We start from the raw sequence: 26,545 nt of genomic DNA, 5'->3' as shown, positions 1-26,545 counted from the left end.
TATAAGAACATCAAAGGTTTCAGCAAGCCATACTCCAGTTTTGTTGCCACGAATTCATAATTTTTTTTAATAAGGCTGCATATTAATATATATTCTATGGGTCTATGTGGTTCTAAAATTTGAACCACACAGACACATAGGTTTTATGCGTTAAAAATATTCGTGAATTCTTGGCAATAAAGCATACCAGCATTTTATCACAGATAAAATCCTTACGCCTATAAAAACAGTACGTCATTACATCTTTTTGCATATTTGTAATTTCGAATCAATACACAAACAAAAAACCCAACCGTTATGGTTGGATTTTACTATTATTTCTTCAGATATAAATCAAAATAATCTGTGATTTTCTGCATCAGGTGTACCCTGTCTTTTCCGATCACGTTGTGTGGGTGTCCCGGATACGCAAAGTAATCCAGCTGAACTCCGTTATCAACAGCCGATTTAATGAACTTTATAGAATGTTGCCATACTACGACATCATCCTGAGCACCATGAATCATCAATAGTTTTCCTTTCAGATTCTGAACTTTATCCAACAGGTTGGCTGCAGCATATCCCTGAGGGTTTTCCTGTGGCGTATCCATATATCTTTCACCATACATAATTTCGTACATGCTCCAGTCGATTACAGGGCCTCCCGCAACTCCCACTTTAAATACATCCGGCTTGCGAAGCATAAAGCTTGTTGTCATAAATCCTCCGAAGCTCCATCCATGGATTCCCATTTTTTCAGCATCTACATAAGGAAGAGATTTTAAGTAATCTACTCCCTTCATCTGGTCATTCATTTCTGTGGTTCCCAGGTTTCTGAAAACAGCCTGCTCGAATTTCATTCCACGGTTTGAAGATCCTCTTCCGTCCATTGTGAAAATGATGTATCCGTTTTGAGCCATATATTCATACCACAGGTTTCCTGAAGCCGGAAAGCTGTTGGTGATCAGTTGTAAGTGTGGTCCGTTATAAAGATAAACGATCGTCGGATATTTTTTGTTGGGATCAAAATTTGTTGGAAGAATAATTTTTCCATACAAAGGAGTTCCGTCATCAGCTTTTAATTCTACATTTTTAATCTCAGGTCTCTGATAGTTCTTTAACGGGTTTTCAGAGGTGAGAATATTACTGGATTTCAGATTTGATGTATTAATGATATTAGCGATTCTTGGTGAGTTCGCATTGCTGTAAGCATCATATAAGTAATTCCCATCATTGCTTAACGTTCCGATATGCATTCCCGGTGCATCATCCAGTCTCTGCATTTTGAAGTTGGTCCAGTTGATCTTATACAAATGTCTTTCTAAAGGCGTTTCTTTTGTTGACGTAAAATAGATTTCCTTTTTCTTCTCATTGAATCCGAGGATATCGGTTACCAGCCAGTCTCCTTTTGTGATCTGTGCCACAAGTCCTTTTTCAAGGCTGTAGTGGAACAGGTGGTTGTACCCTGTTCTCTGGCTTTGCCATATAAAGTCTGTATTCGAATTCGGGAAGAAAGTAAGCGGATGCTGTGGCTCCACATATTTGCTGTCTGTTTCTTCGAATAATGTTTTTACCAATTCTCCTGTAGCCGCATTATATTGATTCATTTTCATATGATTCTGGCCTCTGTTCAGAACAGCGATGAAAATATATTTAGAATCCGGGCTCCAGGTAACTGCTGTTAAATACTGATCTTTTTCACCTTCTACTTTTAAGAAGGTTGTAGTTTGGGTTTTAATATTATATACTCCCAAAGTTACCTGATGAGAGGTCTGACCGGCCATCGGGTATTTGATATTATGGTTCACGGCAGGGGTTACAGACCAGTCAATGATCGGGTAATCTGCCACCATGCTCTGATCCATTTTATAGAAGGCTACGCTTTCAGAATTGGGAGCCGGGAAAATTCCTGTATCGATTCCGAATTCGTTTCTGTGAACAGCCTGACCACTGATGATATTTTCATTAGATTCATTCGTTACCGCGATCGTTTTTCCGTTTTTACTGACAAATAAATTATTCTTTGCTGTAAATGCAAAGGTTTGTCCGTCACTGAACATTTTCACATTGGCAGCATCTTTGTCCATCGTTGCTGTATTTTTTACTTTCCAGTCATTTCCGGATTTTTCGATCCAGAACATTTTGCCTCCGCTATTGAAATATCCTCTTGAATTATCGGCAAACCTTATCTGTGGAACAGCTTTCAGTTTATCATCCGAGAATTTATTCAACTGAGTTAAAGACACTAAAGTATCTTGTTTATTGGTTTTAAGATCTGTGATCAGATATCCTCCTTTCACACCCTGAATATAAGATTTCCCGTCTGCAGACCATGAAAACTGAGAAATATTTTTCACGGCAAGATTTGTTCTCATCCCATTTACAGCCTCCGCCATCGTAAATTTCTGCGTCTGGGCCAATGCTGCACCGCCCAAAACAAGCATCAATAAAGAAAATTTATTTAATTTCATTGTATAGAATTGAATCCATCAAAAATAAGAAATAAAAATCATCCGTTAAGAAATGTTAAAATAAAACCTTCATAAAATAGAATTAATGCATCCAATGAAATTATTTCTTAACTTACTACTAGAATTTTTTGAATTGAAAATGGAGAACTTAAATTGAAAATTGATGGATTTTAAACCCAAACTAATCATTTTAAGTATCAGAAGCATTTCTTATCCTATATCAATGTTCCGTATATGCTCCCTATCCTAAATTTGCAGTATCAATAACAAATAAAAAATACAATACAATGGCAACAAAATGGAACCTAGACCCAACACATAGTGAAATCACTTTCAAAGTAAAACATATGATGATTTCTAATGTAAAGGGAAGCTTCAGAACTTTCACTGCAGAAATTGAATCTGAAGACGAATTTTTCGGTAATGCAAAAACTACTGCAACGATCCAGACTGATTCTGTGTTCACTAATAATACAGACAGAGATAATCACTTAAAATCAGCAGAGTTTTTTAATGCTGAGGCACATCCAACCATCACTTTTGAATCTCAAAATTTAAATAATGAAGTCGTTGGAAATCTTACGATCAACGGGATCACAAAACCGGTAACTTTGGACGTTGACTTCGGAGGAATCAATGTTGACCCATGGGGTAATACAAAAGCAGGTTTCTCTTTTGAAGGAAAAATCAGCAGAAAAGACTTTGGACTTAACTGGAATGCAGCTCTTGAAGCAGGAGGTGTAATGGTAAGTGATGATGTAAAAATTGCCGGAGAATTGCAGTTTGTAAAACAAGTATAATTTGGTACCATATCATATAAAAGGTTCAGGGATTTTGCTACAAAACCTCTGAACCTTTTGTTTTTTATTAATTCCTATCAATTATGAATCTACATGATCTTCAAAATATAAGTGATCAGTTTAATTCAACTCAAAGAATGCCCGTTTTATTTCTCGGCCACGGATCACCAATGAATGCAATTGAAGAAAATCAATTTGTACAAGGCTTCCGAAAAGCAGCCGGAGAAATACCAAAACCCAATGCTATTTTGTGTATTTCTGCCCACTGGTATACGGAAGGAACTTTTGTGACGGCTATGGACATGCCCAAGACCATTCATGATTTTTATGGTTTCCCAAAAGCTTTATTTGATGTACAATATCCTGCTCCGGGAAGTCCTGAACTGGCAAAAGAAACGGCAGAGCTTCTGTTACCGGCCATCGTGGAAGAAGACCACAGCTGGGGACTTGATCATGGTGCCTGGTCGGTGATCAAACATATGTATCCGGAAGCTGATATTCCTGTGATACAACTTAGTATAGATCATACAAAACCTGCACAATACCATTATGATCTGGCCAAACAGCTTAATAGACTTCGGGAAAAAGGGATCCTCATCATCGGAAGCGGAAATATTGTTCATAATCTCCGACTGATAGACTGGAAAAATATCAATACCGTTGGTGCCGGCTGGGATTGGGCGATTGAAGCCCGTGAAAAAACCAATAACTGGCTTCTGGACGGCAATTTCCAAAATATCATCGAATACCATAAGCAAGGTACATCCTTACAGTATGCCATCCCAACTCCTGATCATTATCTGCCTCTCATTTATACGTTGGGATTAAAGGACAGGTCTGAGGAACTTGCATTATTCAACGACGAGCTCATCGGAGGCTCTTTAAGTATGACAAGTGTCAGGATCGGATAAGACCTTAAAATAAAAAGGAAATACCTCAAGAGATATTTCCTTTCTTTTTATAGTTTAGAATTTGTATTACTGAACAGCCTTTAGCACATTGATATTCCCGTAGCCGTAGCTGGAATTTACGTTAGGATAATAAGTGGCAGACTGTCTCATTTTGTTCAGTACCTGATCTCTGGTCCAGGAAGGATTTTTAGCCCAAACCAAAGCAGCAATTCCCGCGGTAGCAGCGGTAGCTACAGAAGATCCTCCTACATAGTCAGACTGTCCGTTATAATAACTTAACACAGGAACGGTATTCCCTGAAGCTCTCTCCATCTGAAAGGTAAAATCAATCTGGCTTCCGGAATGGCAGACATTACATTTCTGGTTGGATGTTCCTTCCTTCACCCCTGTGATGGCTTGTGTTTCAGACATGGATGCAGGGAAGATCACTCCTACAAAATTGGTAAAACTAGTGGAAGTTCCGCCTGCGCAGAAAATCAGTTTTCCTTTACTATAGGCATATTTTACCCCGTCTTCAATTTTACCTACTGAAAAGATATGTCCCATTGACATGGAAATAATCTTTACATTGGCATTATTCCCCAGTTCTGTAAATGCAGTCTTTACCCCGTTTTGTTCTGCGGAGGTTTCCAGCACCACGTTTTCTGCAGCTCTGTAAGCAATTAAATTGGCATTATAAGCAACCCCCACCGGTAATCCCGCATTATTTCTTGGTGCAGTCATTACTGAAGCCATCTTCGTTCCATGCCCACACTGGTCGGCTGACCCATCTGAATTGAATACTCCGAATTTACTGATTGTTCTTCCTGAGGAAGCCCCATTATTAAAGCTTGTTCCAAGCAAGGTTTGTTCAGGTGAAACTCCTGTATCTACAAGACCGATGGTGACGCCTGCTCCGGTACTGTAGCTCCAGGCATCGGGAATATTGTGTTTGGCAAAAGCCCACGGAATTTTTGCACCCGGAGTAGTTGAAGTATAATCTGCGGCATTTAAAGCTGTGGATGAAAAGCCACATCCTGATGATCCGCTACCTGAAGATTTTGAAGCTAAATTATATTGGTTTTCTATTTCAAAATAATGGTAATCCGCCGGCTCCACATATCGGATATTTTTCATCTGACGAAGTGCTGTCAAAGTCTCTTCCTTTTCGATAACGACATCTATCTGATTAAGATATTTATCAGAAGTAAGAAGAAATCTCGCAGGTTCCGATCCTTCATATTGTTTGATTACGGATAAAATTTCGCCTTCCATAACCTTATTTTCCGGAGATTTACTTCTGTCAAAATCGTCCTTAGAGGATCCAAATCCGATAGATACCATCCTGTTTCCGCGAAAAACTGCGCTCCACAAAAAATGATCTGATTCGTTGCTCCAGTTGAAGGTACCATCAGTTTTGATAGACTGATTAATTCTCTCATTGATTTGTTTACCTGTCAACGGATCTTTCTGAGACACTTCAATTTTCGGATTTTCATTTTGAAGTTCATCTCTGGTACAGGAATGTAAAGCAATACATAGTGCCAGTAGGAATACACTTTTTTTCATATGTTATAATTTTGATTGTGATCACAATATAACACTTTACCGGGAATTAACGAATTTTAAAAAGTGAATTTAGCATTAAACAACACTAAATATAATATAAAAACGAAATAAATAGCAAAATATTAACAAAATAATAATATAAAAATACAGTTAAAGTATTTTCTCATAACAGACACTGCTTTCTATTCCCATATATTGTCCATAATTGGGAATCCTGTAGAATCCGCTTTTTTCATATACGGAAATCGCACTATGCAATCCTGAAGAAGTTTCCAGGACAGCTTTTCCAAATCCCTGTTCTTTAGCCCAGCTTTCTAATTCAGTAACCATTGCAGAAGCTAATCCTCTTTTCTGAAATTCAGGTCCGTGTACATCCTTTTAATTTCAACGGTATCTTTGGAAAAAGGTTTAAAAGCCCCGCACGCAGCCGGGATCCCATCAACATACACTACAATACAATTTTTAGGAGTATCTATGGTATTAAACTGGCTGAAAAAATCATCATTTTCACCATTATGTTCGGCTAGTGTCGCATCAAGATGTTTTACCAGATTTTGAAAGTCCGGGTGAGTGGAATCCAGTCTTTGTATTGTCATGACTATTTAAATTTTAAAAATTAAAAGCAAAAAGCTTCCGATTGGAAGCTTTTATATAGTACGGTTAGTTGACGATAAATTTTCTTTCATTAATAAGTGCTGCAATCGCCAGCATATCTTTACCGATAAGCCTGTCGTCTTCCAGTTTAGAAACTCTGGAGCGAAGAATAGCAAAGTTTTCTTCAATGACTTTGGAACATTTGGAAGGTCTTCTGAACTCCAGTCCCTGAGCGGCAAACATCAATTCAACAGATAAAATATTAACCAGGTTTCCTAGGACCTGATTGAATTTTCTTCCTGAAATACTTCCCATAGAAACATGGTCTTCCTGACCTAAACTTGTAGGAATAGAATCGGCAGATGCAGGGAAACATAATGTTTTGTTTTCTGTAACCAAAGCAGCTGAAGTATATTGAGGAATCATAAATCCTGAGTTTAATCCTGAGCTTTCTGTCAATAATCTTGGAAGTCCGTATTTTCCTTCCAGCAGCAAGTAGCTTCTTCTGTCAGAAATATTTCCCAATTCAGCCGCAGCCAATGTAGCATAATCTAACGGTAATGCCATTAGCTGTCCGTGGAAATTTCCTCCCGAAATAGATTCTTCTGCACTAAGAACAATTGGATTGTCTGTGACTGAATTTAATTCTGTTTCAGCCATACTCCTCAAATGCTCAAAAGCATTTCTGCTCGCTCCATGTACCTGTGGTACACATCTCATCGAATAGGGATCCTGAACTCTCTCGCAATCTTCATGCGCTTTCATGTTCTGCGATCCTTTCAGGAACTTAAGCATTCTGGCCGCCACTTTTTTACTTCCTTCGAACGGTCTGATATCATGAAGTTCTTTTTTGAACGGGCTTGCAGAACCTCTATATGCTTCGATACTCATGGCAGCCGTCATATCGGCAAGGTCAAGTAAATATTCGAATTTTTCCAGCCCCTTAATGGCATGAGCTAAAATAAACTGGGTTCCATTGATTAACCCCAGCCCTTCTTTAGGTCCCAAAACCAAAGGTTCCAGATTATGCTTTTCCAAAACATCCATCGTTTCAGCCACCTGATCACCTTCCCAAACCTGTCCAAGCCCCAGCAATGGCAATACAAGATGGGCCAACGGAGCCAAATCTCCTGAGGCACCTACAGAACCTTGTTCAGGTACTACAGGAATGATATCTTTTTCAAGCATCAGGATCATTCTTTCAATCACATCGAGAGAAACCCCGGAAAACCCTTTTGATAAAGCATGAACTTTAGCGATCATCATAATCTTGGAAAGTTCTTTATGAATAGGTTTTCCTACCCCTACAGCATGAGAAATAATTAAATTATACTGTAACTGCGCTGTTTCATCAGCTGATATTTTAGTGTCGCACAGCGGCCCGAATCCCGTATTGATTCCATATACACATCTATCGGACTCTACAATTTCCTGTACGTTTTTCTGAGATTTTAAAATTTGTTCTTTTGCTGCTTTGTTCAGCTTGGCTTTATTAGGTTTTTTACATATTTCCAGAACATCATGGAATGTAAAAACATCTACTCCGTATATCATTTCTAAAAAATTTTCTTAAAATTAAGCATTTAACAATAATTGGAGAAACTAAATTTCATTGTTCTCTATTTTTATGAAAATGAGTGAATTAATTTACTATTTTTAGGCCTGAACATAAAAAACAATAATACATGAGACTGAAAACTTTACTGCTGGCTTTATGCGTTGCAGGAACTTCCACCTTCGCACAGAAAGTAAAATACTCAAAGGATGAGATCAAAAAAATGGAGACTTATCTTTTTAATGAAGGTTTTAATACTCCCTCTCCCAAAAAGACATCCACTATTATTTTAAAAGACGGAAATACCTATAAAGGTTTCTGCAATAAGATTGAAACTAAGAAGGGACAAATCTATGAAGTAGCTATTAAAGATAGTGTTACTAAAAAGAACAGTACTTTTAATGCCGATCAGATCAGTGAAATGTATGTATATCCAAGCAATGCAGAAAAAATTGCCAAAGTGGCCAAATACATGGGAAATATCAGAAACTTCGGAACAAAGAAACTGACCAAAAACACTAATAATGACCGAATTTACTTCGTAAACCAAACAGTTTCCCTGAAAAATAAAAAGGACGATAAAGAATTTCTGATGCAGGTTATCAATCCGGGGTTTGACGATATTATCGCAGTATATCATGATCCAAGGGCTAAGGAAACTACAGGGTTTTCTGTCATGGGCTCTCCACAGCTTGGCGGCGGCGTTATTAAATCCTATTATGTAAAAAAGGGGGACAAAGTAATTTGGCTTCATAAAGATGATTTTGAAGACCATTATGATTTCCTTTTCGGAGACCATCAGGAATTTATGAAGAAATATCCAAAGAAATCTGTAGAATGGGATTACTTCAGTTTCCAGAGCAATCTGCAGGTTTTTCTATTTTAAGATATAGAAAGTTTCCTTAATTTTGTTATATGAATCCTTCTTTAGAATTACAACTCAAAACTTTACCATCCGAACCCGGCGTTTATCGTTATTATGATAAAAATGATCAGCTTTTGTATGTTGGTAAGGCCAAAAATTTAAAAAAGAGGGTACTATCCTACTTCAATAAAAATCTTTCCGGGTACAGGATTAAAATAATGGTCAGTAAAATCCAGCGTCTGGAAACGACTATTGTGAACAGTGAGTATGATGCTCTTCTTTTGGAAAATAATCTGATTAAGGAACACCAGCCGTTTTATAACGTCATGCTGAAAGATGACAAAACCTATCCCTGGATTTGCATTAAAAATGAGGATTTCCCGAGAATTTTTCTCACCAGAAATAAAATTAAAGACGGTTCCGAATACTATGGGCCTTATGCGAAAGTTCGTCCCGCTAAAATTTTACTGGATACGATTAAGCATATATATAAACTCAGAACCTGTAATCTTAATCTTTCCCCTGCAAAAATAGCAGACGGAAAGTATAAAGTCTGCCTGGAATATCATATCAAAAACTGTGAGGGCCCATGCGAGGACCTTGAAAGTAAGGAAGACTATGATGAAAAGATAGAGGCCATCCGCGGGATAATCAAGGGGGACTTCCGTAAGGCAAAAGAATATCTGGTAAATCAGATGATGAAACTGGCCTCCAACCTACAGTTTGAGGAAGCCCAGATCATTAAAGAAAGATTAGACATTCTTGAAGATTATCAGGCTAAGAATACTGTTGTCAACCCCAATATTGACGATGTGGATGTTTTTGGAATGACCAGTGATGAAACCGCAGCTTATGTCAATTTCTTTAAAATAAGGAATGGTAATATCATTCAGAGTTTTACAACAGAGATTAAAAAAATCCTGGAAGAAACTGATGAAGATATTATGGAGGAAGCATTGATAGAAATCAGACAAAAGTTTGATTCCAATTCAAGGGAAGTTCTCCTGCCTTTCCATCTTTCTGTAGAAATCCCCAATGTAAAGCTTATTGTTCCCAAGGTAGGTGATAAGAAAAGAATTGTGGAACTTTCAGAAAAGAATGCCAAAGAATATCGTTTGGAAAAATTAAAGCAGGTTCAGATTGTAGATCCTGAAAGACATACGAACAGAATCATGGCGGAAATGCAGAAATTGCTGAGAATGCCTTTGGAACCAAGACATATTGAAGGTTTTGATAACTCCAATATTCAGGGAACCAATCCGGTATCTGCCTGTGTGGTTTTTAAAGACGGGAAACCCAGCAAAGCGGATTACAGAATTTTTCATCCTAAAACAGTAGAAGGGCCAAACGATTTTGCTACCATGGAAGAAGTGATCTACCGCCGTTACAAAAGGATGCTGGATGAAGGAGAAAGCCTTCCGCAGCTGATCCTTATTGATGGTGGAAAAGGGCAATTATCTTCGGCCGTAAAGAGTTTAAGATTGCTGGGACTATACGGAAAAATTACCATAGTAGGAATTGCAAAGCGGCTGGAAGAGATCTTCTTCCCGGAAGATCCTATCCCATTATATCTTGATAAAAAATCTGAAACTTTAAAAATTCTTCAAAGGGTAAGAGATGAGGCTCACCGTTTTGGAGTAAAGCATCACAGAACCCGAAGGAAAAATTCCACAATAAAATCTGAGTTGGAAGAAATTCCGGGTGTTGGAGAAAAAACAATAGAACTATTGTTGTCAAAACTGAAGTCTGTAAAAAGAATTAAAGAATCCAATCTTGAAACATTGGAAGAAATTTTAGGAAAGACCAAGGCCAAAGTTATTTGGGAATTTTTCAATATAGATTAACTTCTTTAAAATCAAATGCTGATATTGACAATTACCTTCTTTTTCCAGCAGATTTCACCTCAAAAGTTCTGTGAGCAGTAAACTATTGAAGGCACTGCTACGATTCAATCTGTCAAAATTTATGACTTTAGCGGTAAGTTTATTAAAAATTAGCAGTTTTTCACAATCTGCACCGACCGCTTTATAGTAATAACAGCGGTCTTTTTTATGATTCATATCCATATGAAACAGTCTTCAACGGATTATATTTTCTATATATCAAAAAAAAGACAAAATACATAAATACCGATCAACAAAAGAAAAATTAATAACAATTAATATCTTATGATAAAAACTTAACTAAAAATTAACAATATTTATATTTTTTATCGTAAATTAGTATTGTAATAAAAGGTATCATTTATTGATGAGGATGATTTTCATTATACTATCATTAAAGGATAATGAAAAATTGATGGATATACAACCATTTACTTCCTAAAAAACACATCATCATATTAAAAACGAATAAGCTCTTTTTCAAGAGCTTATTTTTATATTGTAATCGAAATACCTTTTATTTACCTGTAAACACTTCCTTAGTATATCTGCCATCAGATTGAGGAATATCAATGACGATACTGCCATTTTCAAAATACCCTACAGTTGAATTACCGTCAGCCAGTTTTACAATAAAAACATCTTTTTTTGAAGAATTTTTGAAAACAGCAAACGGCACAGAGCTTCCTGACTTAGCTAAAATAAACTGACTGGCATCAATCTGTATTTTCTGGACATCCGTTTTTCCATTAGAAAAATTACCCGCTGTTGGAGCCACTGAAGTTGATTGAGCTACAGGTTCTGAAACAGAAGCTACCTGATCAGATACTTTTTTCTGAACAGCCGGTAGCATCTCAACAGGATTAGAAGACGCCACTTTTAGTAATGCATCCTTTAGTGCATCCGGATATCCCGTTTCAAATTCTTTGATATCAGAACGCCCTTTGGATTCGAAGATTACTTTTTTATTGCAATCTTTAAATTGTACAATAACTTTATTGGTGAATAAGCTCTTATCATTAATTACTTCTGCGTTGACGATGTTACAGGAATTATCTTTAGCTTCAGCAGGCCATTGATCTATATGAGCAGGTAGAACGGTATAATTCTTTGCTGCCAAACCCTTAGCTAAAAAAGCCTCCAATCCAAAAGTATCACCTTTAAAGGTCTCGAATTTTTGTGGAATTGAAACATATTTATAATCCGAAACTTTTTGTCCGAAAACTGCCGCTGAATATACAGCCATTATAATTACTAGTGTCTTCTTCATTTTTATTTTTTTAATCATTTCTAAATGCTCCCATATCGAGCTTAAGTGAAAAGAAATTAGAATAAAAATTGGAGCCTCCTATCCCTGAATTTGTAATCGCATAATCCAATGTAAGGCCTCTGTATCTTATCCCAACTCCTGCGCTTGGCTGGAAAGAAACTTTTCTTTTAAGATCTTCAATATCTGTGATAGATTGAAATCTGTTGATACCCAATCTTACAAATATCATTTTCTGATATCCTAATTCAGCACCTGCATATGGGCTGATACTGGCAAAATCAGTTGAAACCAGTGATGCCGTTTTTGCAAAATCTACATTTAAACCTGCTTCAGGTAAAACATAAACACTGCTGTTGATTTCAAATAATTTACTGGCACCTACGTTAAGTTTAGGCATGGTAAGCTCCATCTTATCTTTTGGTGCAGGGTTAAATTCTTCCCCGTTTACAACCGTTGAAAGTTCCTTTTGGTTAATACTCCAGAAGTTTACCGTCGTTGTAATATCCCGGATCATCCCTCCAAATTTCCATCCGTTATCTGCCTTATAAATTGCTCCCACGTCAAAACCAAATCCATATCCGTTTGCAAATTTACCCACATTCCTGTATACAATTTTGGCATTCACCCCTACGTTCAGATTCGGGTTTCCACCAGGTCTGAAGGCATATGAAAGGATGGCAGCATAATCAGATTGTGAGAACTTGGTTATCTTATCATAATCGATATTTCCTTCGGAATCGATCATCTGGGTTGTATTCAATATGTTATCTACACCCAGTCTTACTACCGAAACACCAAATACGCCTTCTTCCAATACCCTGGCATAGGCCAGATAATCATACTTTGCAATAGATTCAAAATATTCTGCGTGCATCGCTGCGCCCTGCCAGTCTCTTTCAATGGACATCAATCCCGCAGGGTTCCACATAGGAGCATAGACATCATCCTGGTTAGTGATTACCGCTCCTCCCATCGCCAGTCCCCTCGCGCCTGCTCCGATATTTAGAAATTCATTGGAATATTTCCTGATGATCTGTGATTGAGACCACCCAAACAGCAGTGAAAATGCAAGTAAAAAATATTTTTTCATCATATACAATTGATGCTTAGTTAAAGTTTTTAGTTTTCCTGGCTTTTATTAATCCGTTCACTATGATTGCCAGTATCATAACTGCTGAAGCAATATAAAATATAGGGCTCATATGTTCTGATTCCCCAAAGATAAAAAAAGCTAGTATAATTCCGTAAACTGGTTCTAAATTAACTGTTAAAATTAGAGTAAACGGTGATATATACTTCATGAGCTTAACCGATTCCAGCATCGGAAAAGCGGTGAAAACACTGGCCAATAAGCATATTAACGCCAGATCTCTGTAATTTATTTCATTCATATGGATAATTTGACCTGAAAACAGATAAAATAACATTAAAATAAACCAACCACAGAAGATCTCATAAAATATAATATTACCAGAGCTTGTCTTTCCAAACATCTTCCCATTAAATACGGAAAAAACGGTCCCGAAAACAGCACAAAAGATCCCATATATAATTCCTTCTTTAAAATGGAATTCTGTTTTAAAAATCATCAGAATACAAGCTACGATAACCACTCCCATGACCACTTCTGAAACATCCACCTTTCTCTTAAAAATAATAGGTTCCAGTATTGATGCAAAGAGTGTAGACAACGAAAGACAGCTTAAAGCTATGGAAACATTCGAAACCTTAATGGAATAAAAAAAACAGTACCAGTGGAGAGCCATTGCAAATCCTATGGCAGCGAGCTGGAAAAATATTTTTTCGAAACAGCGATGCTTTCCTTTTTATAAATTCTGATAAATACAAAAAGAAAAATTGCTGCAAACAACATTCTGTAAAACACCAAAATTTGGGCATTGGCATGAATCAACTTCCCTAAAATAGCGGTAAAACCCCATAAAAATACAATTAAATGCAACCTAAAAAGTGCCAGCTTATGCATATTCTTTCTACTTCAATTTTTTAACAGGCAAAGGTACAAATAGGCTTTTACAAATCTTATAAAAAATATAAATTTACATTAGTAAAAAAAAGATAAATAAAGTTTTTTATAGATTTTCTTGCTAATACCTGATTCATTCTATTCATTTCATGAAAAAGAGAATACAAGAGAAGAGAAAAAAAGTATACCATGATATTAAGTCCTGAAATTAAAATAAGAACGAAACGGGTAATTATGCAGCCTGTCCGAGACTCAGACATCAATGCTATCTTGGAACATTTCACAAGTGAAATCACCAGATACATGCCCTTTAATCCGCAAGGAGACAGAGAGGAGATCGTAAATTTTGTGAATGAATCAAAAAGAACTTTATCTCAAAACACAGATCTGGTACTGGTTGCCCTGGATTCAAATGAAGATTTTATCGGATGTTGTGGTATCCACAATATAACACAGGAATCTGTTGAGCTGGGTTTATGGCTGAAAAAGGGCGTTCACGGGAAAGGACTGGGAAGTGAAATTATAACAGGCCTGATTGAGTTTCTCGAAAATCATTTTACTTTTGAATATATCCTCTACCCCGTTGACGAATCCAATGTTGCCAGTAGAAAAATTCCGGAAAAACTTGGGTTTATTCCTGCTAAAAGGTATAAGAAGTACAAAGATATTCTCACCGATCTTAGTATTGTAGAGTATAGAAAATACTACGAGCCCGCAATGATGAGTAACAAAAAACCCTGAAAATTTGGTAAACTTTCAGGGCCTTCAAATAATAAACTATTAAAAAAATAAACTAGGAACAGAGTATTTGCAGAGGATATCACCCCCTGTTACTCTGATGTAAAGTTAGAAAAAATCTCAATCATTTAAAAATATTTTTCTGTTAAAAAATTCACAATTTACTAATAACCAAAGTATTAAACACTTGTTTTACTTCACAGCCATATTCTTCATAAAAATAGTATCTTTAAGCGTAAAAATTGAAATCTTATGGACATCGAATTCAACAAACGGGAAGATCACAACAGATTAAAGTTATCAGAAATCAATCGCTTGCTCACCGAAATCAAAAAAGGAGGCGGAGAAAAGAGGCTTCAAAAGCTTCGTGAAGAAGGAAAAATGACTGCAAGAGAAAGAATAGAATATCTTCTTGATAAGGATTCAGATTCCATTGAAGTAGGAGCATTTGCCGGATATGAAATGTATCCTGAGCATGGTGGTTGTCCCAGCGGGGGAGTCGTAGTAGTGATCGGCTACATTTCAGGAAGACAATGTATTGTCGTGGCTAATGATGCGTCTGTAAAAGCAGGAGCCTGGTTTCCGATCACGGGAAAGAAAAATCTCAGAGCACAGGAAATCGCTATGGAAAATAAACTTCCTATTATTTATCTTGTAGATTCTGCGGGAGTTTACCTTCCTATGCAGGATGAAATATTCCCTGATAAAGAGCATTTCGGAAGAATATTCAGAAATAATGCAAAGATGAGCTCTATGGGAATTATCCAGATCTCAGCGGTTATGGGAAGTTGTGTAGCCGGAGGAGCTTATTTACCTATTATGAGTGATGAAGCCATGATTGTTGATAAAACAGGCTCTATCTTTCTTGCCGGAAGCTATCTTGTAAAAGCAGCCATCGGAGAAAGCATCGATAACGAAACGTTAGGAGGAGCAACCACACATTGTTCTATTTCAGGGGTGACCGATTATAAGGCCAAGGATGATAAAGATGCTCTGAATAGAATTAAAAATATTATGAAGTCTCTCGGAAGTACTGAAAAAGCAGGTTTCGATAGAACAGAAAGCTTTCCGCCCAAAGAAAATCCGGAAAATATCTTCGGAATTATGCCTGCTTCGAGAGCGGAACAATATGATACTTTTGAGATCATCAAATGTATTGTGGATAACTCAGAATATGAAGAGTATAAACCTGATTACGGTAAAAGTATAATCTGCGCCACAGCGAGAATTGACGGATGGTCTGTAGGAATTGTAGCCAATCAGAGAAAATTGGTAAAAAGTGGAAAAGGAGAGATGCAGTTCGGCGGAGTAATTTACTCAGATTCTGCAGATAAAGCTACCCGATTCATTGCCAACTGTAATCAAAGAAAGATTCCTTTGATCTTTTTACAGGACGTTACAGGATTTATGGTAGGATCTAAGTCAGAACATGGAGGAATTATCAAGGACGGAGCCAAAATGGTGAATGCCGTTTCCAACTCTGTAGTTCCAAAATTTACTATTATTACCGGAAACTCTTACGGTGCCGGAAATTATGCAATGTGCGGAAAAGCATACGACCCAAGACTTATCGTGGCATGGCCTTGGGCTGACCTGGCCGTAATGGGTGGAGCACAAGCTGCAAAAGTACTTGCACAAATCCAGGAATCTACCCTTAAAAAGCAAGGAAAAGAAATTTCTGAAGAAGAACATAATGAAATTCTGGATACGATCTCAAAAAGATACCAAAAACAAACAGAATCTACTTATGCTGCAGCCAGATTATGGACAGATGCCATCATTAATCCTGTAGATACCAGAAAATGGATTTCCATGGGGATTGAAGCTGCTAATCACTCTCCTATTACAGAAAAATTTAATTTAGGAGTGATCCAGGTCTGATCACCTATTTCATAAATAAAAATCGGCTATCTCAATTTTTTGAGATAGCCGATTTTTTATATTCTAGCTATATAATAAGTTGAAAATTGAGAATTGAGAGTTGAAAATGATCAATCAGGAATGATCTAGTGGATTAGGGCCTATAGGCTATAGCCTGTAACCTGTAAGCTATAATCTGTAACCTGCTTAGGTATAAAGCAAAAAAAAGTCTCATACATTGCTGTATGAGACTTTTTAAAAATAAAATAAAAACTGGCGGCGGCCTACTCTCCCGCGTTAGCAGTACCATCGGCGCTGGTGGGCTTAACTTCTGTGTTCGGAATGGGAACAGGTGAGCCCCACCGCTAAAACCACCCTAAAGGTTGTATATAAGATGTCAGTGGTAAGACTTCAGATGTCAGACCAATGCCTGAGATCTGAGAGATCATCTCTGATATCTGTTTTAAGCGATAAAAACTTTCACAAAGAGCTAACCTTGCTGCACTTTCTTGTGCGCCTTATCAGGCTATAAATCTACGGGTAATTAGTACTACTCGGCTATGACATTACTGCCTTTACACCTGTAGCCTATCAACGTCGTCATCTCCAACGACCCTTAAAAGATGTCTCATCTTGAGGCGAGTTTCGCACTTATATGCCTTCAGTGCTTATCTCTTCCAAACGTAGCTACTCAGCAGTGCACCTGGCGGTACAACTGATACACCAGAGGTTTGTTCAATTCGGTCCTCTCGTACTAGAATCAAGCCCTCTCAAACATCTAACGCCCGCAATAGATAGAGACCGAACTGTCTCACGACGTTCTGAACCCAGCTCGCGTGCCACTTTAATGGGCGAACAGCCCAACCCTTGGGACCTTCTCCAGCCCCAGGATGTGACGAGCCGACATCGAGGTGCCGAACCTCCCCGTCGATGTGAGCTCTTGGGGGAGACTAGCCTGTTATCCCCGGAGTACCTTTTATCCTATGAGCGATGGCCCTTCCATACGGAACCACCGGATCACTATGTCCTGCTTTCGCACCTGATCGACTTGTTGGTCTCACAGTCAAGCACCCTTATGCCATTACACTCTACGCACGGTTACCAAGCGTGCTGAGGGTACCTTTGAAAGCCTCCGTTACTCTTTTGGAGGCGACCACCCCAGTCAAACTACCCACCACGCAATGTCCTTCTGAAAGAAGTTAGGCTCCAAGTAAGTAAAGGGTGGTATTTCAACGTCGGCTCCACCAACACTAGCGTGCCAGCTTCAAAGCCTCCCACCTATCCTACACATTACTTACTCAAAGTCAATACGAAGTTATAGTAAAGGTTCACAGGGTCTTTTCGTCCCATTGCGGGTAATCGGCATCTTCACCGATACTACAATTTCACAGAGCTCATGGTTGAGACAGTGCCCAGATCGTTACACCATTCGTGCAGGTCGGAACTTACCCGACAAGGAATTTCGCTACCTTAGGACCGTTATAGTTACGGCCGCCGTTTACTGGGGCTTCAGTCAATGCCTTCGCTTACGCTAAGCACCTTCCTTAACCTTCCAGCACCGGGCAGGTGTCAGACCCTATACTGCATCTTTCGATTTTGCAGAGTCCTGTGTTTTTGATAAACAGTCGCCTGGGCCTCTTTACTGCGGCCACCATTGCTGATGGCGTCTCTTCTCCCGAAGTTACGAGACTATTTTGCCTAGTTCCTTAACCATGATTCACTCTAGCACCTTAGGATTCTCTCCTCGACTACCTGTGTCGGTTTTGGTACGGGTTGCTTCACTTCGGCTTTTCTTGGAAGCACTTTCCCTACAGCAGCTTCGCCCGAAGGCTAGGCCTTGACTATTCCGTCAGTCTCCAGTAAGTACGGCACTCCGTCCCCTTTTTAGTGTGAGCAAGTATGGGAATATTAACCCATTGTCCATCCACTACCCCTTTCGGGTTCGCGTTAGGTCCCGACTAACCCTCAGCTGATTAGCATGGCTGAGGAAACCTTAGTCTTTCGGTGAGCAGGTTTCTCGCCTGCTTTATCGTTACTTATGCCTACATTTTCTTTTCTATCCGCTCCACAATACCTCACAGTACTGCTTCGGCGCAAATAGAATGCTCTCCTACCAGATGTATCTTAAATACAAATCCATAGCTTCGGTAATATGTTTATGCCCGATTATTATCCATGCCGGACCGCTCGACTAGTGAGCTGTTACGCACTCTTTAAATGAATGGCTGCTTCCAAGCCAACATCCTAGCTGTCAATGCAGTCCAACCGCGTTGCTTCAACTTAACATATATTTGGGGACCTTAGCTGTTGGTCTGGGTTCTTTCCCTCTCGGACATGGACCTTAGCACCCATGCCCTCACTGCCGTAGAACATTTATTAGCATTCGGAGTTTGTCAGGAATTGGTAGGCGGTGAAACCCCCGCATCCAATCAGTAGCTCTACCTCTAATAAACTTATATACGACGCTGCACCTAAATGCATTTCGGAGAGTACGAGCTATCTCCCAGTTTGATTGGCCTTTCACCCCTACCCACAGGTCATCCGAAGACTTTTCAACGTCAACCGGTTCGGTCCTCCACTCTGTGTTACCAGAGCTTCAACCTGCCCATGGGTAGATCACAAGGTTTCGCGTCTAATCCTACTAACTATGCGCCCTATTCAGACTCGCTTTCGCTCCGGCTCCGGTACTTAATACCTTAACCTCGCTAGTAAAATTAACTCGTAGGCTCATTATGCAAAAGGCACGCCGTCACAGCATTACGCTGCTCCGACCGCTTGTAGGCGTACGGTTTCAGGTTCTATTTCACCCTTCTATTCGAAGTGCTTTTCACCTTTCCTTCACAGTACTTGTTCACTATCGGTCTTTCAGGAGTATTTAGCCTTGGAGGATGGTCCCCCATATTCAGACAGGATTTCACGTGTCCCGCCCTACTCATTTATCATCTTAATATACCTTTCGAATACCGGGCTATCACCGTCTATGGCTGTTCTTTCCAGAACATTCTTCTAAATATAAAAGACTTTTGGGCTAATCCGCTTTCGCTCGCCACTACTTACGGAATCTCTTCGATTTCTTTTCCTCCGGGTACTTAGATGTTTCAGTTCTCCGGGTTTGCTTCCCCTAAGGGATGACATGTCTTCAACATGCCGGGTTGCCCCATTCGGACATCTGCGGATCAATTCGTGTGTGCCAATCCCCGCAGCTTTTCGCAGCTTACCACGTCCTTCTTCGCCTCTGAAAGCCTAGGCATCCGCCATACGCCCTTAACGATTTCTTTCCTAATAATTATATTAGTTTAGTTTTGTCATTAGCATTCAATGCTAATTAATATTTTTAAACTTCGCACTCGAAAGTGCTCGGTTATCTCTTTGTGATGTCTTTACCGTTAATGTCAATGATCTTAATTGCTTCTTGCTCGTCTGATAAACAGATGTTGTTTTTGGCTCCATCCGTAACTTTTAAATCAAACTCACAAAACTGTGGAGAATAAGGGAGTCGAACCCTTGACCTCCTGCGTGCAAGGCAGGCGCTCTAGCCAGCTGAGCTAATTCCCCGCTAGTAGACTTCAGATATCAGATCCCAGATCTCAGACTTAAATGTCTGATGTCTCATATCTGATGTCTTCCCGTCTTTTTAATTAGTAGTCTCGGGCAGGCTCGAACTGCCGACCTCTACATTATCAGTGTAGCGCTCTAACCAGCTGAGCTACGAGACTGTCTTTTTAGACTTACAGATCCTAGATGCTAGATACAAGACTTTCATTCGTCTTGGTTCTTCGCTCTGGGCTCTTGTATCTCAATCCCTTTACTAATTTCTAGTGGGTTTTGTATTGTTATATATCAACCAAATAAAAACTAAAGCCTGAACTTTAAGTAAGTGCTGTATCTTGCGATACTAATTTTTTTATCGTCTTTAAGACGCTCTAAAATGAGATGTTCCAGCCGCACCTTCCGGTACGGCTACCTTGTTACGACTTAGCCCTAGTTACCTGTTTTACCCTAGGCAGCTCCTGTTACGGTCACCGACTTCAGGTACCCCAGACTTCCATGGCTTGACGGGCGGTGTGTACAAGGCCCGGGAACGTATTCACCGCGCCATGGCTGATGCGCGATTACTAGCGATTCCAGCTTCATAGAGTCGAGTTGCAGACTCCAATCCGAACTGAGACCGGCTTTCGAGATTTGCATCACATCGCTGTGTAGCTGCCCTCTGTACCGGCCATTGTATTACGTGTGTGGCCCAAGGCGTAAGGGCCGTGATGATTTGACGTCATCCCCACCTTCCTCTCTACTTGCGTAGGCAGTCTCACTAGAGTCCCCAACTTAATGATGGCAACTAGTGACAGGGGTTGCGCTCGTTGCAGGACTTAACCTAACACCTCACGGCACGAGCTGACGACAACCATGCAGCACCTTGAAAAATGTCCGAAGAAAAGTCTATTTCTAAACCTGTCATTTCCCATTTAAGCCTTGGTAAGGTTCCTCGCGTATCATCGAATTAAACCACATAATCCACCGCTTGTGCGGGCCCCCGTCAATTCCTTTGAGTTTCAAACTTGCGTTCGTACTCCCCAGGTGGCTAACTTATCACTTTCGCTTAGTCTCTGAACCCGAAAGCCCAAAAACGAGTTAGCATCGTTTACGGCGTGGACTACCAGGGTATCTAATCCTGTTCGCTCCCCACGCTTTCGTCCATCAGCGTCAGTTGTTGCTTAGTAACCTGCCTTCGCAATTGGTGTTCTAAGTAATATCTATGCATTTCACCGCTACACTACTTATTCCAGCTACTTCAACAACACTCAAGACCTGCAGTATCAATGGCAGTTTCACAGTTAAGCTGTGAGATTTCACCACTGACTTACAGATCCGCCTACGGACCCTTTAAACCCAATAAATCCGGATAACGCTTGCACCCTCCGTATTACCGCGGCTGCTGGCACGGAGTTAGCCGGTGCTTATTCGTATAGTACCTTCAGCTACTCTCACGAGAGTAGGTTTATCCCTATACAAAAGAAGTTTACAACCCATAGGGCCGTCGTCCTTCACGCGGGATGGCTGGATCAGGCTCTCACCCATTGTCCAATATTCCTCACTGCTGCCTCCCGTAGGAGTCTGGTCCGTGTCTCAGTACCAGTGTGGGGGATCACCCTCTCAGGCCCCCTAAAGATCGCAGACTTGGTGAGCCGTTACCTCACCAACTATCTAATCTTGCGCGTGCCCATCTCTATCCACCGGAGTTTTCAATGTCGAATGATGCCATCCAACATATTATGGGGTATTAATCTTCCTTTCGAAAGGCTATCCCCCAGATAAAGGCAGGTTGCACACGTGTTCCGCACCCGTACGCCGCTCTCAAGATCCCGAAAGATCTCTACCGCTCGGCTTGCATGTGTTAGGCCTCCCGCTAGCGTTCATCCTGAGCCAGGATCAAACTCTCCATTGTATGTTTGTCTGACTCACTCAAAGTTTTTAACGCTTTAGTTTTTCCTTACTTGGTTGTTATATTGTATGTCAATGATCTTTATATCTTCCGCTTTATAACGATGCAATCTTTCTGTCAGTGTTGCTCCGTATTTGCGAGTGCAAAAGTAAAACTTTATTTTGAATTGACCAAATGTTTTTTGAAGAAAATTTAAAGTTTATTGTGTAACCCTAAACCCTTCTCGAAACCTTAATCACTCTACTCCTGCGCTCCCTCTAATTGGGACTGCAAAGATACAAACTCTTTTTTAACCGGCAACTTTTTTTTGTAAAAAGTTTTGAAGTTTTTTTCGTCTGCTTCTTTTAAGAGTATTTTGTTTTTGCTTATCTAAAGCCCTTCTGCGCTTACTGAATGTCTTTCGTTTTTCAGTGGGGCAAAGATAGAGACTTCCTCAATACCCCGCAAGTTTATTTAACATAAATTTGAGCCACACACATCTATTGTGGATAAGTTATACTTTTAACTTATTGATTTATTTATATTTATATCTCAATTTATACTTATCCACAATGAGCATAAGTAATTGAAATACAAAAGCATAGCTGAATATATGATAAGAATTTATTGTTGTTTTAGAATTGAGATACAGAATTTCAATGTATAAACATTTAGAATCAGAAAGTCCTAAATCTTTAAAACAAATCTTTTTGTAGATAATAACTGAGATTTAGAAATTACATTTCGCGAAATACATGGGATCCGTTGGAGAATAGTATTCAATAGTACAGACGTTAGACCGTTTGAATAAAAGCATTTCCATTGGGTTTAGTCAAACTTCAGAACAGTTGAAAATTGAGAATTGAGAGTTGAAAATGATCAATCAGGAATGATAAGATAGATTCTTCGACATACAATACCAAAGAGCGTGATATAAGATATTTTAGACAGTATCTGTTACCTGATACTTCTTGTTTACTGCCTATTAGCTTAAGGCTTACTGCCTATTGCCTGTAACCTGCTTAGGTATAAAGCAAAAAAAAGTCTCATACATTGCTGTATGAGACTTTTTAAAAATAAAATAAAAACTGGCGGCGGCCTACTCTCCCGCGTTAGCAGTACCATCGGCGCTGGTGGGCTTAACTTCTGTGTTCGGAATGGGAACAGGTGAGCCCCACCGCTAAAACCACCCTAAAGGTTGTATATAAGATGTCAGTGGTAAGACTTCAGATGTCAGACCAATGCCTGAGATCTGAGAGATCATCTCTGATATCTGTTTTAAGCGATAAAAACTTTCACAAAGAGCTAACCTTGCTGCACTTTCTTGTGCGCCTTATCAGGCTATAAATCTACGGGTAATTAGTACTACTCGGCTATGACATTACTGCCTTTACACCTGTAGCCTATCAACGTCGTCATCTCCAACGACCCTTAAAAGATGTCTCATCTTGAGGCGAGTTTCGCACTTATATGCCTTCAGTGCTTATCTCTTCCAAACGTAGCTACTCAGCAGTGCACCTGGCGGTACAACTGATACACCAGAGGTTTGTTCAATTCGGTCCTCTCGTACTAGAATCAAGCCCTCTCAAACATCTAACGCCCGCAATAGATAGAGACCGAACTGTCTCACGACGTTCTGAACCCAGCTCGCGTGCCACTTTAATGGGCGAACAGCCCAACCCTTGGGACCTTCTCCAGCCCCAGGATGTGACGAGCCGACATCGAGGTGCCGAACCTCCCCGTCGATGTGAGCTCTTGGGGGAGACTAGCCTGTTATCCCCGGAGTACCTTTTATCCTATGAGCGATGGCCCTTCCATACGGAACCACCGGATCACTATGTCCTGCTTTCGCACCTGATCGACTTGTTGGTCTCACAGTCAAGCACCCTTATGCCATTACACTCTACGCACGGTTACCAAGCGTGCTGAGGGTACCTTTGAAAGCCTCCGTTACTCTTTTGGAGGCGACCACCCCAGTCAAACTACCCACCACGCAATGTCCTTCTGAAAGAAGTTAGGCTCCAAGTAAGTAAAGGGTGGTATTTCAACGTCGGCTCCACCAACACTAGCGTGCCAGCTTCAAAGCCTCCCACCTATCCTACACATTACTTACTCAAAGTCAATACGAAGTTATAGTAAAGGTTCACAGGGTCTTTTCGTCCCATTGCGGGTAATCGGCATCTTCACCGATACTACAATTTCACAGAGCTCATGGTTGAGACAGTGCCCAGATCGTTACACCATTCGTGCAGGTCGGAACTTACCCGACAAGGAATTTCGCTACCTTAGGACCGTTATAGTTACGGCCGCCGTTTACTGGGGCTTCAGTCAATGCCTTCGCTTACGCTAAGCACCTTCCTTAACCTTCCAGCACCGGGCAGGTGTCAGACCCTATACTGCATCTTTCGATTTTGCAGAGTCCTGTGTTTTTGATAAACAGTCGCCTGGGCCTCTTTACTGCGGCCACCATTGCTGATGGCGTCTCTTCTCCCGAAGTTACGAGACTATTTTGCCTAGTTCCTTAACCATGATTCACTCTAGCACCTTAGGATTCTCTCCTCGACTACCTGTGTCGGTTTTGGTACGGGTTGCTTCACTTCGGCTTTTCTTGGAAGCACTTTCCCTACAGCAGCTTCGCCCGAAGGCTAGGCCTTGACTATTCCGTCAGTCTCCAGTAAGTACGGCACTCCGTCCCCTTTTAGTGTGAGCAAGTATGGGAATATTAACCCATTGTCCATCCACTACCCCTTTCGGGTTCGCGTTAGGTCCCGACTAACCCTCAGCTGATTAGCATGGCTGAGGAAACCTTAGTCTTTCGGTGAGCAGGTTTCTCGCCTGCTTTATCGTTACTTATGCCTACATTTTCTTTTCTATCCGCTCCACAATACCTCACAGTACTGCTTCGGCGCAAATAGAATGCTCTCCTACCAGATGTATCTTAAATACAAATCCATAGCTTCGGTAATATGTTTATGCCCGATTATTATCCATGCCGGACCGCTCGACTAGTGAGCTGTTACGCACTCTTTAAATGAATGGCTGCTTCCAAGCCAACATCCTAGCTGTCAATGCAGTCCAACCGCGTTGCTTCAACTTAACATATATTTGGGGACCTTAGCTGTTGGTCTGGGTTCTTTCCCTCTCGGACATGGACCTTAGCACCCATGCCCTCACTGCCGTAGAACATTTATTAGCATTCGGAGTTTGTCAGGAATTGGTAGGCGGTGAAACCCCCGCATCCAATCAGTAGCTCTACCTCTAATAAACTTATATACGACGCTGCACCTAAATGCATTTCGGAGAGTACGAGCTATCTCCCAGTTTGATTGGCCTTTCACCCCTACCCACAGGTCATCCGAAGACTTTTCAACGTCAACCGGTTCGGTCCTCCACTCTGTGTTACCAGAGCTTCAACCTGCCCATGGGTAGATCACAAGGTTTCGCGTCTAATCCTACTAACTATGCGCCCTATTCAGACTCGCTTTCGCTCCGGCTCCGGTACTTAATACCTTAACCTCGCTAGTAAAATTAACTCGTAGGCTCATTATGCAAAAGGCACGCCGTCACAGCATTACGCTGCTCCGACCGCTTGTAGGCGTACGGTTTCAGGTTCTATTTCACCCTTCTATTCGAAGTGCTTTTCACCTTTCCTTCACAGTACTTGTTCACTATCGGTCTTTCAGGAGTATTTAGCCTTGGAGGATGGTCCCCCCATATTCAGACAGGATTTCACGTGTCCCGCCCTACTCATTTATCATCTTAATATACCTTTCGAATACCGGGCTATCACCGTCTATGGCTGTTCTTTCCAGAACATTCTTCTAAATATAAAAGACTTTTGGGCTAATCCGCTTTCGCTCGCCACTACTTACGGAATCTCTTCGATTTCTTTTCCTCCGGGTACTTAGATGTTTCAGTTCTCCGGGTTTGCTTCCCCTAAGGGATGACATGTCTTCAACATGCCGGGTTGCCCCATTCGGACATCTGCGGATCAATTCGTGTGTGCCAATCCCCGCAGCTTTTCGCAGCTTACCACGTCCTTCTTCGCCTCTGAAAGCCTAGGCATCCGCCATACGCCCTTAACGATTTCTTTCCTAATAATTATATTAGTTTAGTTTTGTCATTAGCATTCAATGCTAATTAATATTTTTAAACTTCGCACTCGAAAGTGCTCGGTTATCTCTTTGTGATGTCTTTACCGTTAATGTCAATGATCTTAATTGCTTCTTGCTCGTCTGATAAACAGATGTTGTTTTTGGCTCCATCCGTAACTTTTAAATCAAACTCACAAAACTGTGGAGAATAAGGGAGTCGAACCCTTGACCTCCTGCGTGCAAGGCAGGCGCTCTAGCCAGCTGAGCTAATTCCCCGCTAGTAGACTTCAGATATCAGATCCCAGATCTCAGACTTAAATGTCTGATGTCTCATATCTGATGTCTTCCCGTCTTTTTAAATTAGTAGTCTCGGGCAGGCTCGAACTGCCGACCTCTACATTATCAGTGTAGCGCTCTAACCAGCTGAGCTACGAGACTGTCTTTTTAGACTTACAGATCCTAGATGCTAGATACAAGACTTTCATTCGTCTTGGTTCTTCGCTCTGGGCTCTTGTATCTCAATCCCTTTACTAATTTCTAGTGGGTTTTGTATTGTTATATATCAACCAAATAA

At 40.3% G+C, this 26,545-nt stretch carries 11 protein-coding genes, 4 tRNA genes, 5 rRNA genes and 2 pseudogenes; 6 read left to right on the top strand and 16 right to left on the bottom strand.

From position 1 onward, the window contains the following. Positions 1 to 314: 314 nt before the first annotated feature. Positions 315 to 2,450, bottom strand: a complete 2,136-nt coding sequence (locus H3Z85_11130; protein QPQ53799.1) for a DPP IV N-terminal domain-containing protein — start codon at positions 2,448 to 2,450, stop codon at positions 315 to 317. A 287-nt stretch (positions 2,451 to 2,737) separates the two neighbouring features. Here H3Z85_11130 and H3Z85_11125 point away from each other — a divergent pair, with 287 nt between their 5' ends. Together H3Z85_11125 and ygiD are read left to right on the top strand one after the other, a co-directional pair. Beyond that, the gene (locus H3Z85_11125; GenBank protein ID QPQ53798.1) at positions 2,738 to 3,250 is read left to right on the top strand and encodes a polyisoprenoid-binding protein; all 513 of its coding nucleotides are present in this window, start codon (positions 2,738 to 2,740) and stop codon (positions 3,248 to 3,250) included. An 83-nt stretch (positions 3,251 to 3,333) separates the two neighbouring features. After that, entirely contained in the window at positions 3,334 to 4,161 is an 828-nt protein-coding gene (gene ygiD / locus H3Z85_11120; protein QPQ53797.1) for a 4,5-DOPA dioxygenase extradiol, read from the top strand. A gap of 66 nt (positions 4,162 to 4,227) precedes the next feature. On the opposite strand, the gene H3Z85_11115 is transcribed toward ygiD, so the two are convergent. The 3 genes and pseudogenes from H3Z85_11115 to hutH all read right to left on the bottom strand — a co-directional run bounded on the left by H3Z85_11115 (position 4,228) and on the right by hutH (position 7,857). Then, complete coding sequence (locus H3Z85_11115; GenBank protein ID QPQ53796.1) at positions 4,228 to 5,709, bottom strand: S8 family serine peptidase; 1,482 nt, start codon at positions 5,707 to 5,709, stop codon at positions 4,228 to 4,230. Between the two features lie 150 nt (positions 5,710 to 5,859). Beyond that, positions 5,860 to 6,305, bottom strand: a pseudogene (locus H3Z85_11110) (GNAT family N-acetyltransferase). 64 nt (positions 6,306 to 6,369) lie between these two features. Beyond that, positions 6,370 to 7,857: a histidine ammonia-lyase gene (hutH, locus tag H3Z85_11105; protein ID QPQ53795.1), complete on the bottom strand. Its 1,488-nt coding sequence runs from the start codon at positions 7,855 to 7,857 to the stop codon at positions 6,370 to 6,372. 131 nt (positions 7,858 to 7,988) lie between these two features. Here hutH and H3Z85_11100 point away from each other — a divergent pair, with 131 nt between their 5' ends. Both H3Z85_11100 and uvrC read left to right on the top strand, forming a co-directional pair. Continuing rightward, on the top strand, positions 7,989 to 8,744 hold the full coding sequence (locus H3Z85_11100; GenBank protein QPQ53794.1) for a hypothetical protein: 756 nt from the start codon (positions 7,989 to 7,991) through the stop codon (positions 8,742 to 8,744). Positions 8,745 to 8,773: 29 nt separating this feature from the next. Beyond that, complete coding sequence (uvrC, locus tag H3Z85_11095) at positions 8,774 to 10,567, top strand: excinuclease ABC subunit UvrC (GenBank protein ID QPQ53793.1); 1,794 nt, start codon at positions 8,774 to 8,776, stop codon at positions 10,565 to 10,567. Positions 10,568 to 11,123: 556 nt separating this feature from the next. Here uvrC and H3Z85_11090 read toward each other — a convergent pair. From H3Z85_11090 to H3Z85_11080, 3 genes and pseudogenes are all read right to left on the bottom strand, one after another. Further along, entirely contained in the window at positions 11,124 to 11,894 is a 771-nt protein-coding gene (locus tag H3Z85_11090; GenBank protein QPQ53792.1) for a hypothetical protein, read from the bottom strand. Continuing rightward, positions 11,887 to 12,969, bottom strand: a complete 1,083-nt coding sequence (locus H3Z85_11085; protein QPQ53791.1) for a PorV/PorQ family protein — start codon at positions 12,967 to 12,969, stop codon at positions 11,887 to 11,889. The genes H3Z85_11090 and H3Z85_11085 overlap by 8 nt, the downstream gene beginning before the upstream one ends. Positions 12,970 to 12,982: 13 nt before the next feature. Next, positions 12,983 to 13,860, bottom strand: a pseudogene (locus tag H3Z85_11080) (EamA family transporter). A 189-nt stretch (positions 13,861 to 14,049) separates the two neighbouring features. Here H3Z85_11080 and H3Z85_11075 point away from each other — a divergent pair. Both H3Z85_11075 and H3Z85_11070 read left to right on the top strand, forming a co-directional pair. Then, positions 14,050 to 14,601 (top strand): GNAT family N-acetyltransferase, encoded by a 552-nt coding sequence (locus H3Z85_11075; GenBank protein ID QPQ53790.1) that lies wholly within the window; start codon positions 14,050 to 14,052, stop codon positions 14,599 to 14,601. A 249-nt stretch (positions 14,602 to 14,850) separates the two neighbouring features. After that, a complete protein-coding gene (locus H3Z85_11070) occupies positions 14,851 to 16,479 on the top strand; it encodes an acyl-CoA carboxylase subunit beta (GenBank protein QPQ53789.1) in 1,629 nt (542 codons plus the stop codon). A 250-nt stretch (positions 16,480 to 16,729) separates the two neighbouring features. Here the strand turns inward: H3Z85_11070 and rrf (H3Z85_11065) are convergent. The 9 genes from rrf (H3Z85_11065) to H3Z85_11025 all read right to left on the bottom strand — a co-directional run bounded on the left by rrf (H3Z85_11065) (position 16,730) and on the right by H3Z85_11025 (position 26,409). Then, positions 16,730 to 16,837, bottom strand: a 5S ribosomal RNA gene (gene rrf / locus H3Z85_11065). A gap of 144 nt (positions 16,838 to 16,981) precedes the next feature. Continuing rightward, positions 16,982 to 19,736: ribosomal RNA gene (locus H3Z85_11060) — 23S ribosomal RNA — on the bottom strand. Positions 19,737 to 19,939: 203 nt separating this feature from the next. Further along, positions 19,940 to 20,013 (bottom strand) — tRNA-Ala (locus H3Z85_11055). Positions 20,014 to 20,100: 87 nt separating this feature from the next. Further along, a tRNA-Ile gene (locus H3Z85_11050) sits at positions 20,101 to 20,174 on the bottom strand. Between the two features lie 206 nt (positions 20,175 to 20,380). Next, positions 20,381 to 21,901: ribosomal RNA gene (locus tag H3Z85_11045) — 16S ribosomal RNA — on the bottom strand. 1,062 nt (positions 21,902 to 22,963) lie between these two features. After that, positions 22,964 to 23,071: ribosomal RNA gene (gene rrf / locus H3Z85_11040) — 5S ribosomal RNA — on the bottom strand. 144 nt (positions 23,072 to 23,215) lie between these two features. Beyond that, positions 23,216 to 25,970 (bottom strand): 23S ribosomal RNA (locus tag H3Z85_11035). The 16S, 23S and 5S rRNA genes sit together here with 4 tRNA genes alongside, the layout of an rRNA operon. A 203-nt stretch (positions 25,971 to 26,173) precedes the next feature. Further along, positions 26,174 to 26,247: transfer RNA gene (locus H3Z85_11030), tRNA-Ala, on the bottom strand. 88 nt (positions 26,248 to 26,335) lie between these two features. After that, positions 26,336 to 26,409, bottom strand: a tRNA-Ile gene (locus H3Z85_11025). Positions 26,410 to 26,545: the final 136 nt, after the last annotated feature.

Source organism: Chryseobacterium indologenes (genome assembly GCA_016025055.1).
GTDB lineage: Bacteria > Bacteroidota > Bacteroidia > Flavobacteriales > Weeksellaceae > Chryseobacterium > Chryseobacterium indologenes.
Note: the sequence above shows the minus strand (reverse complement) of the source record. Positions and strands in the feature narration are given on the sequence as shown.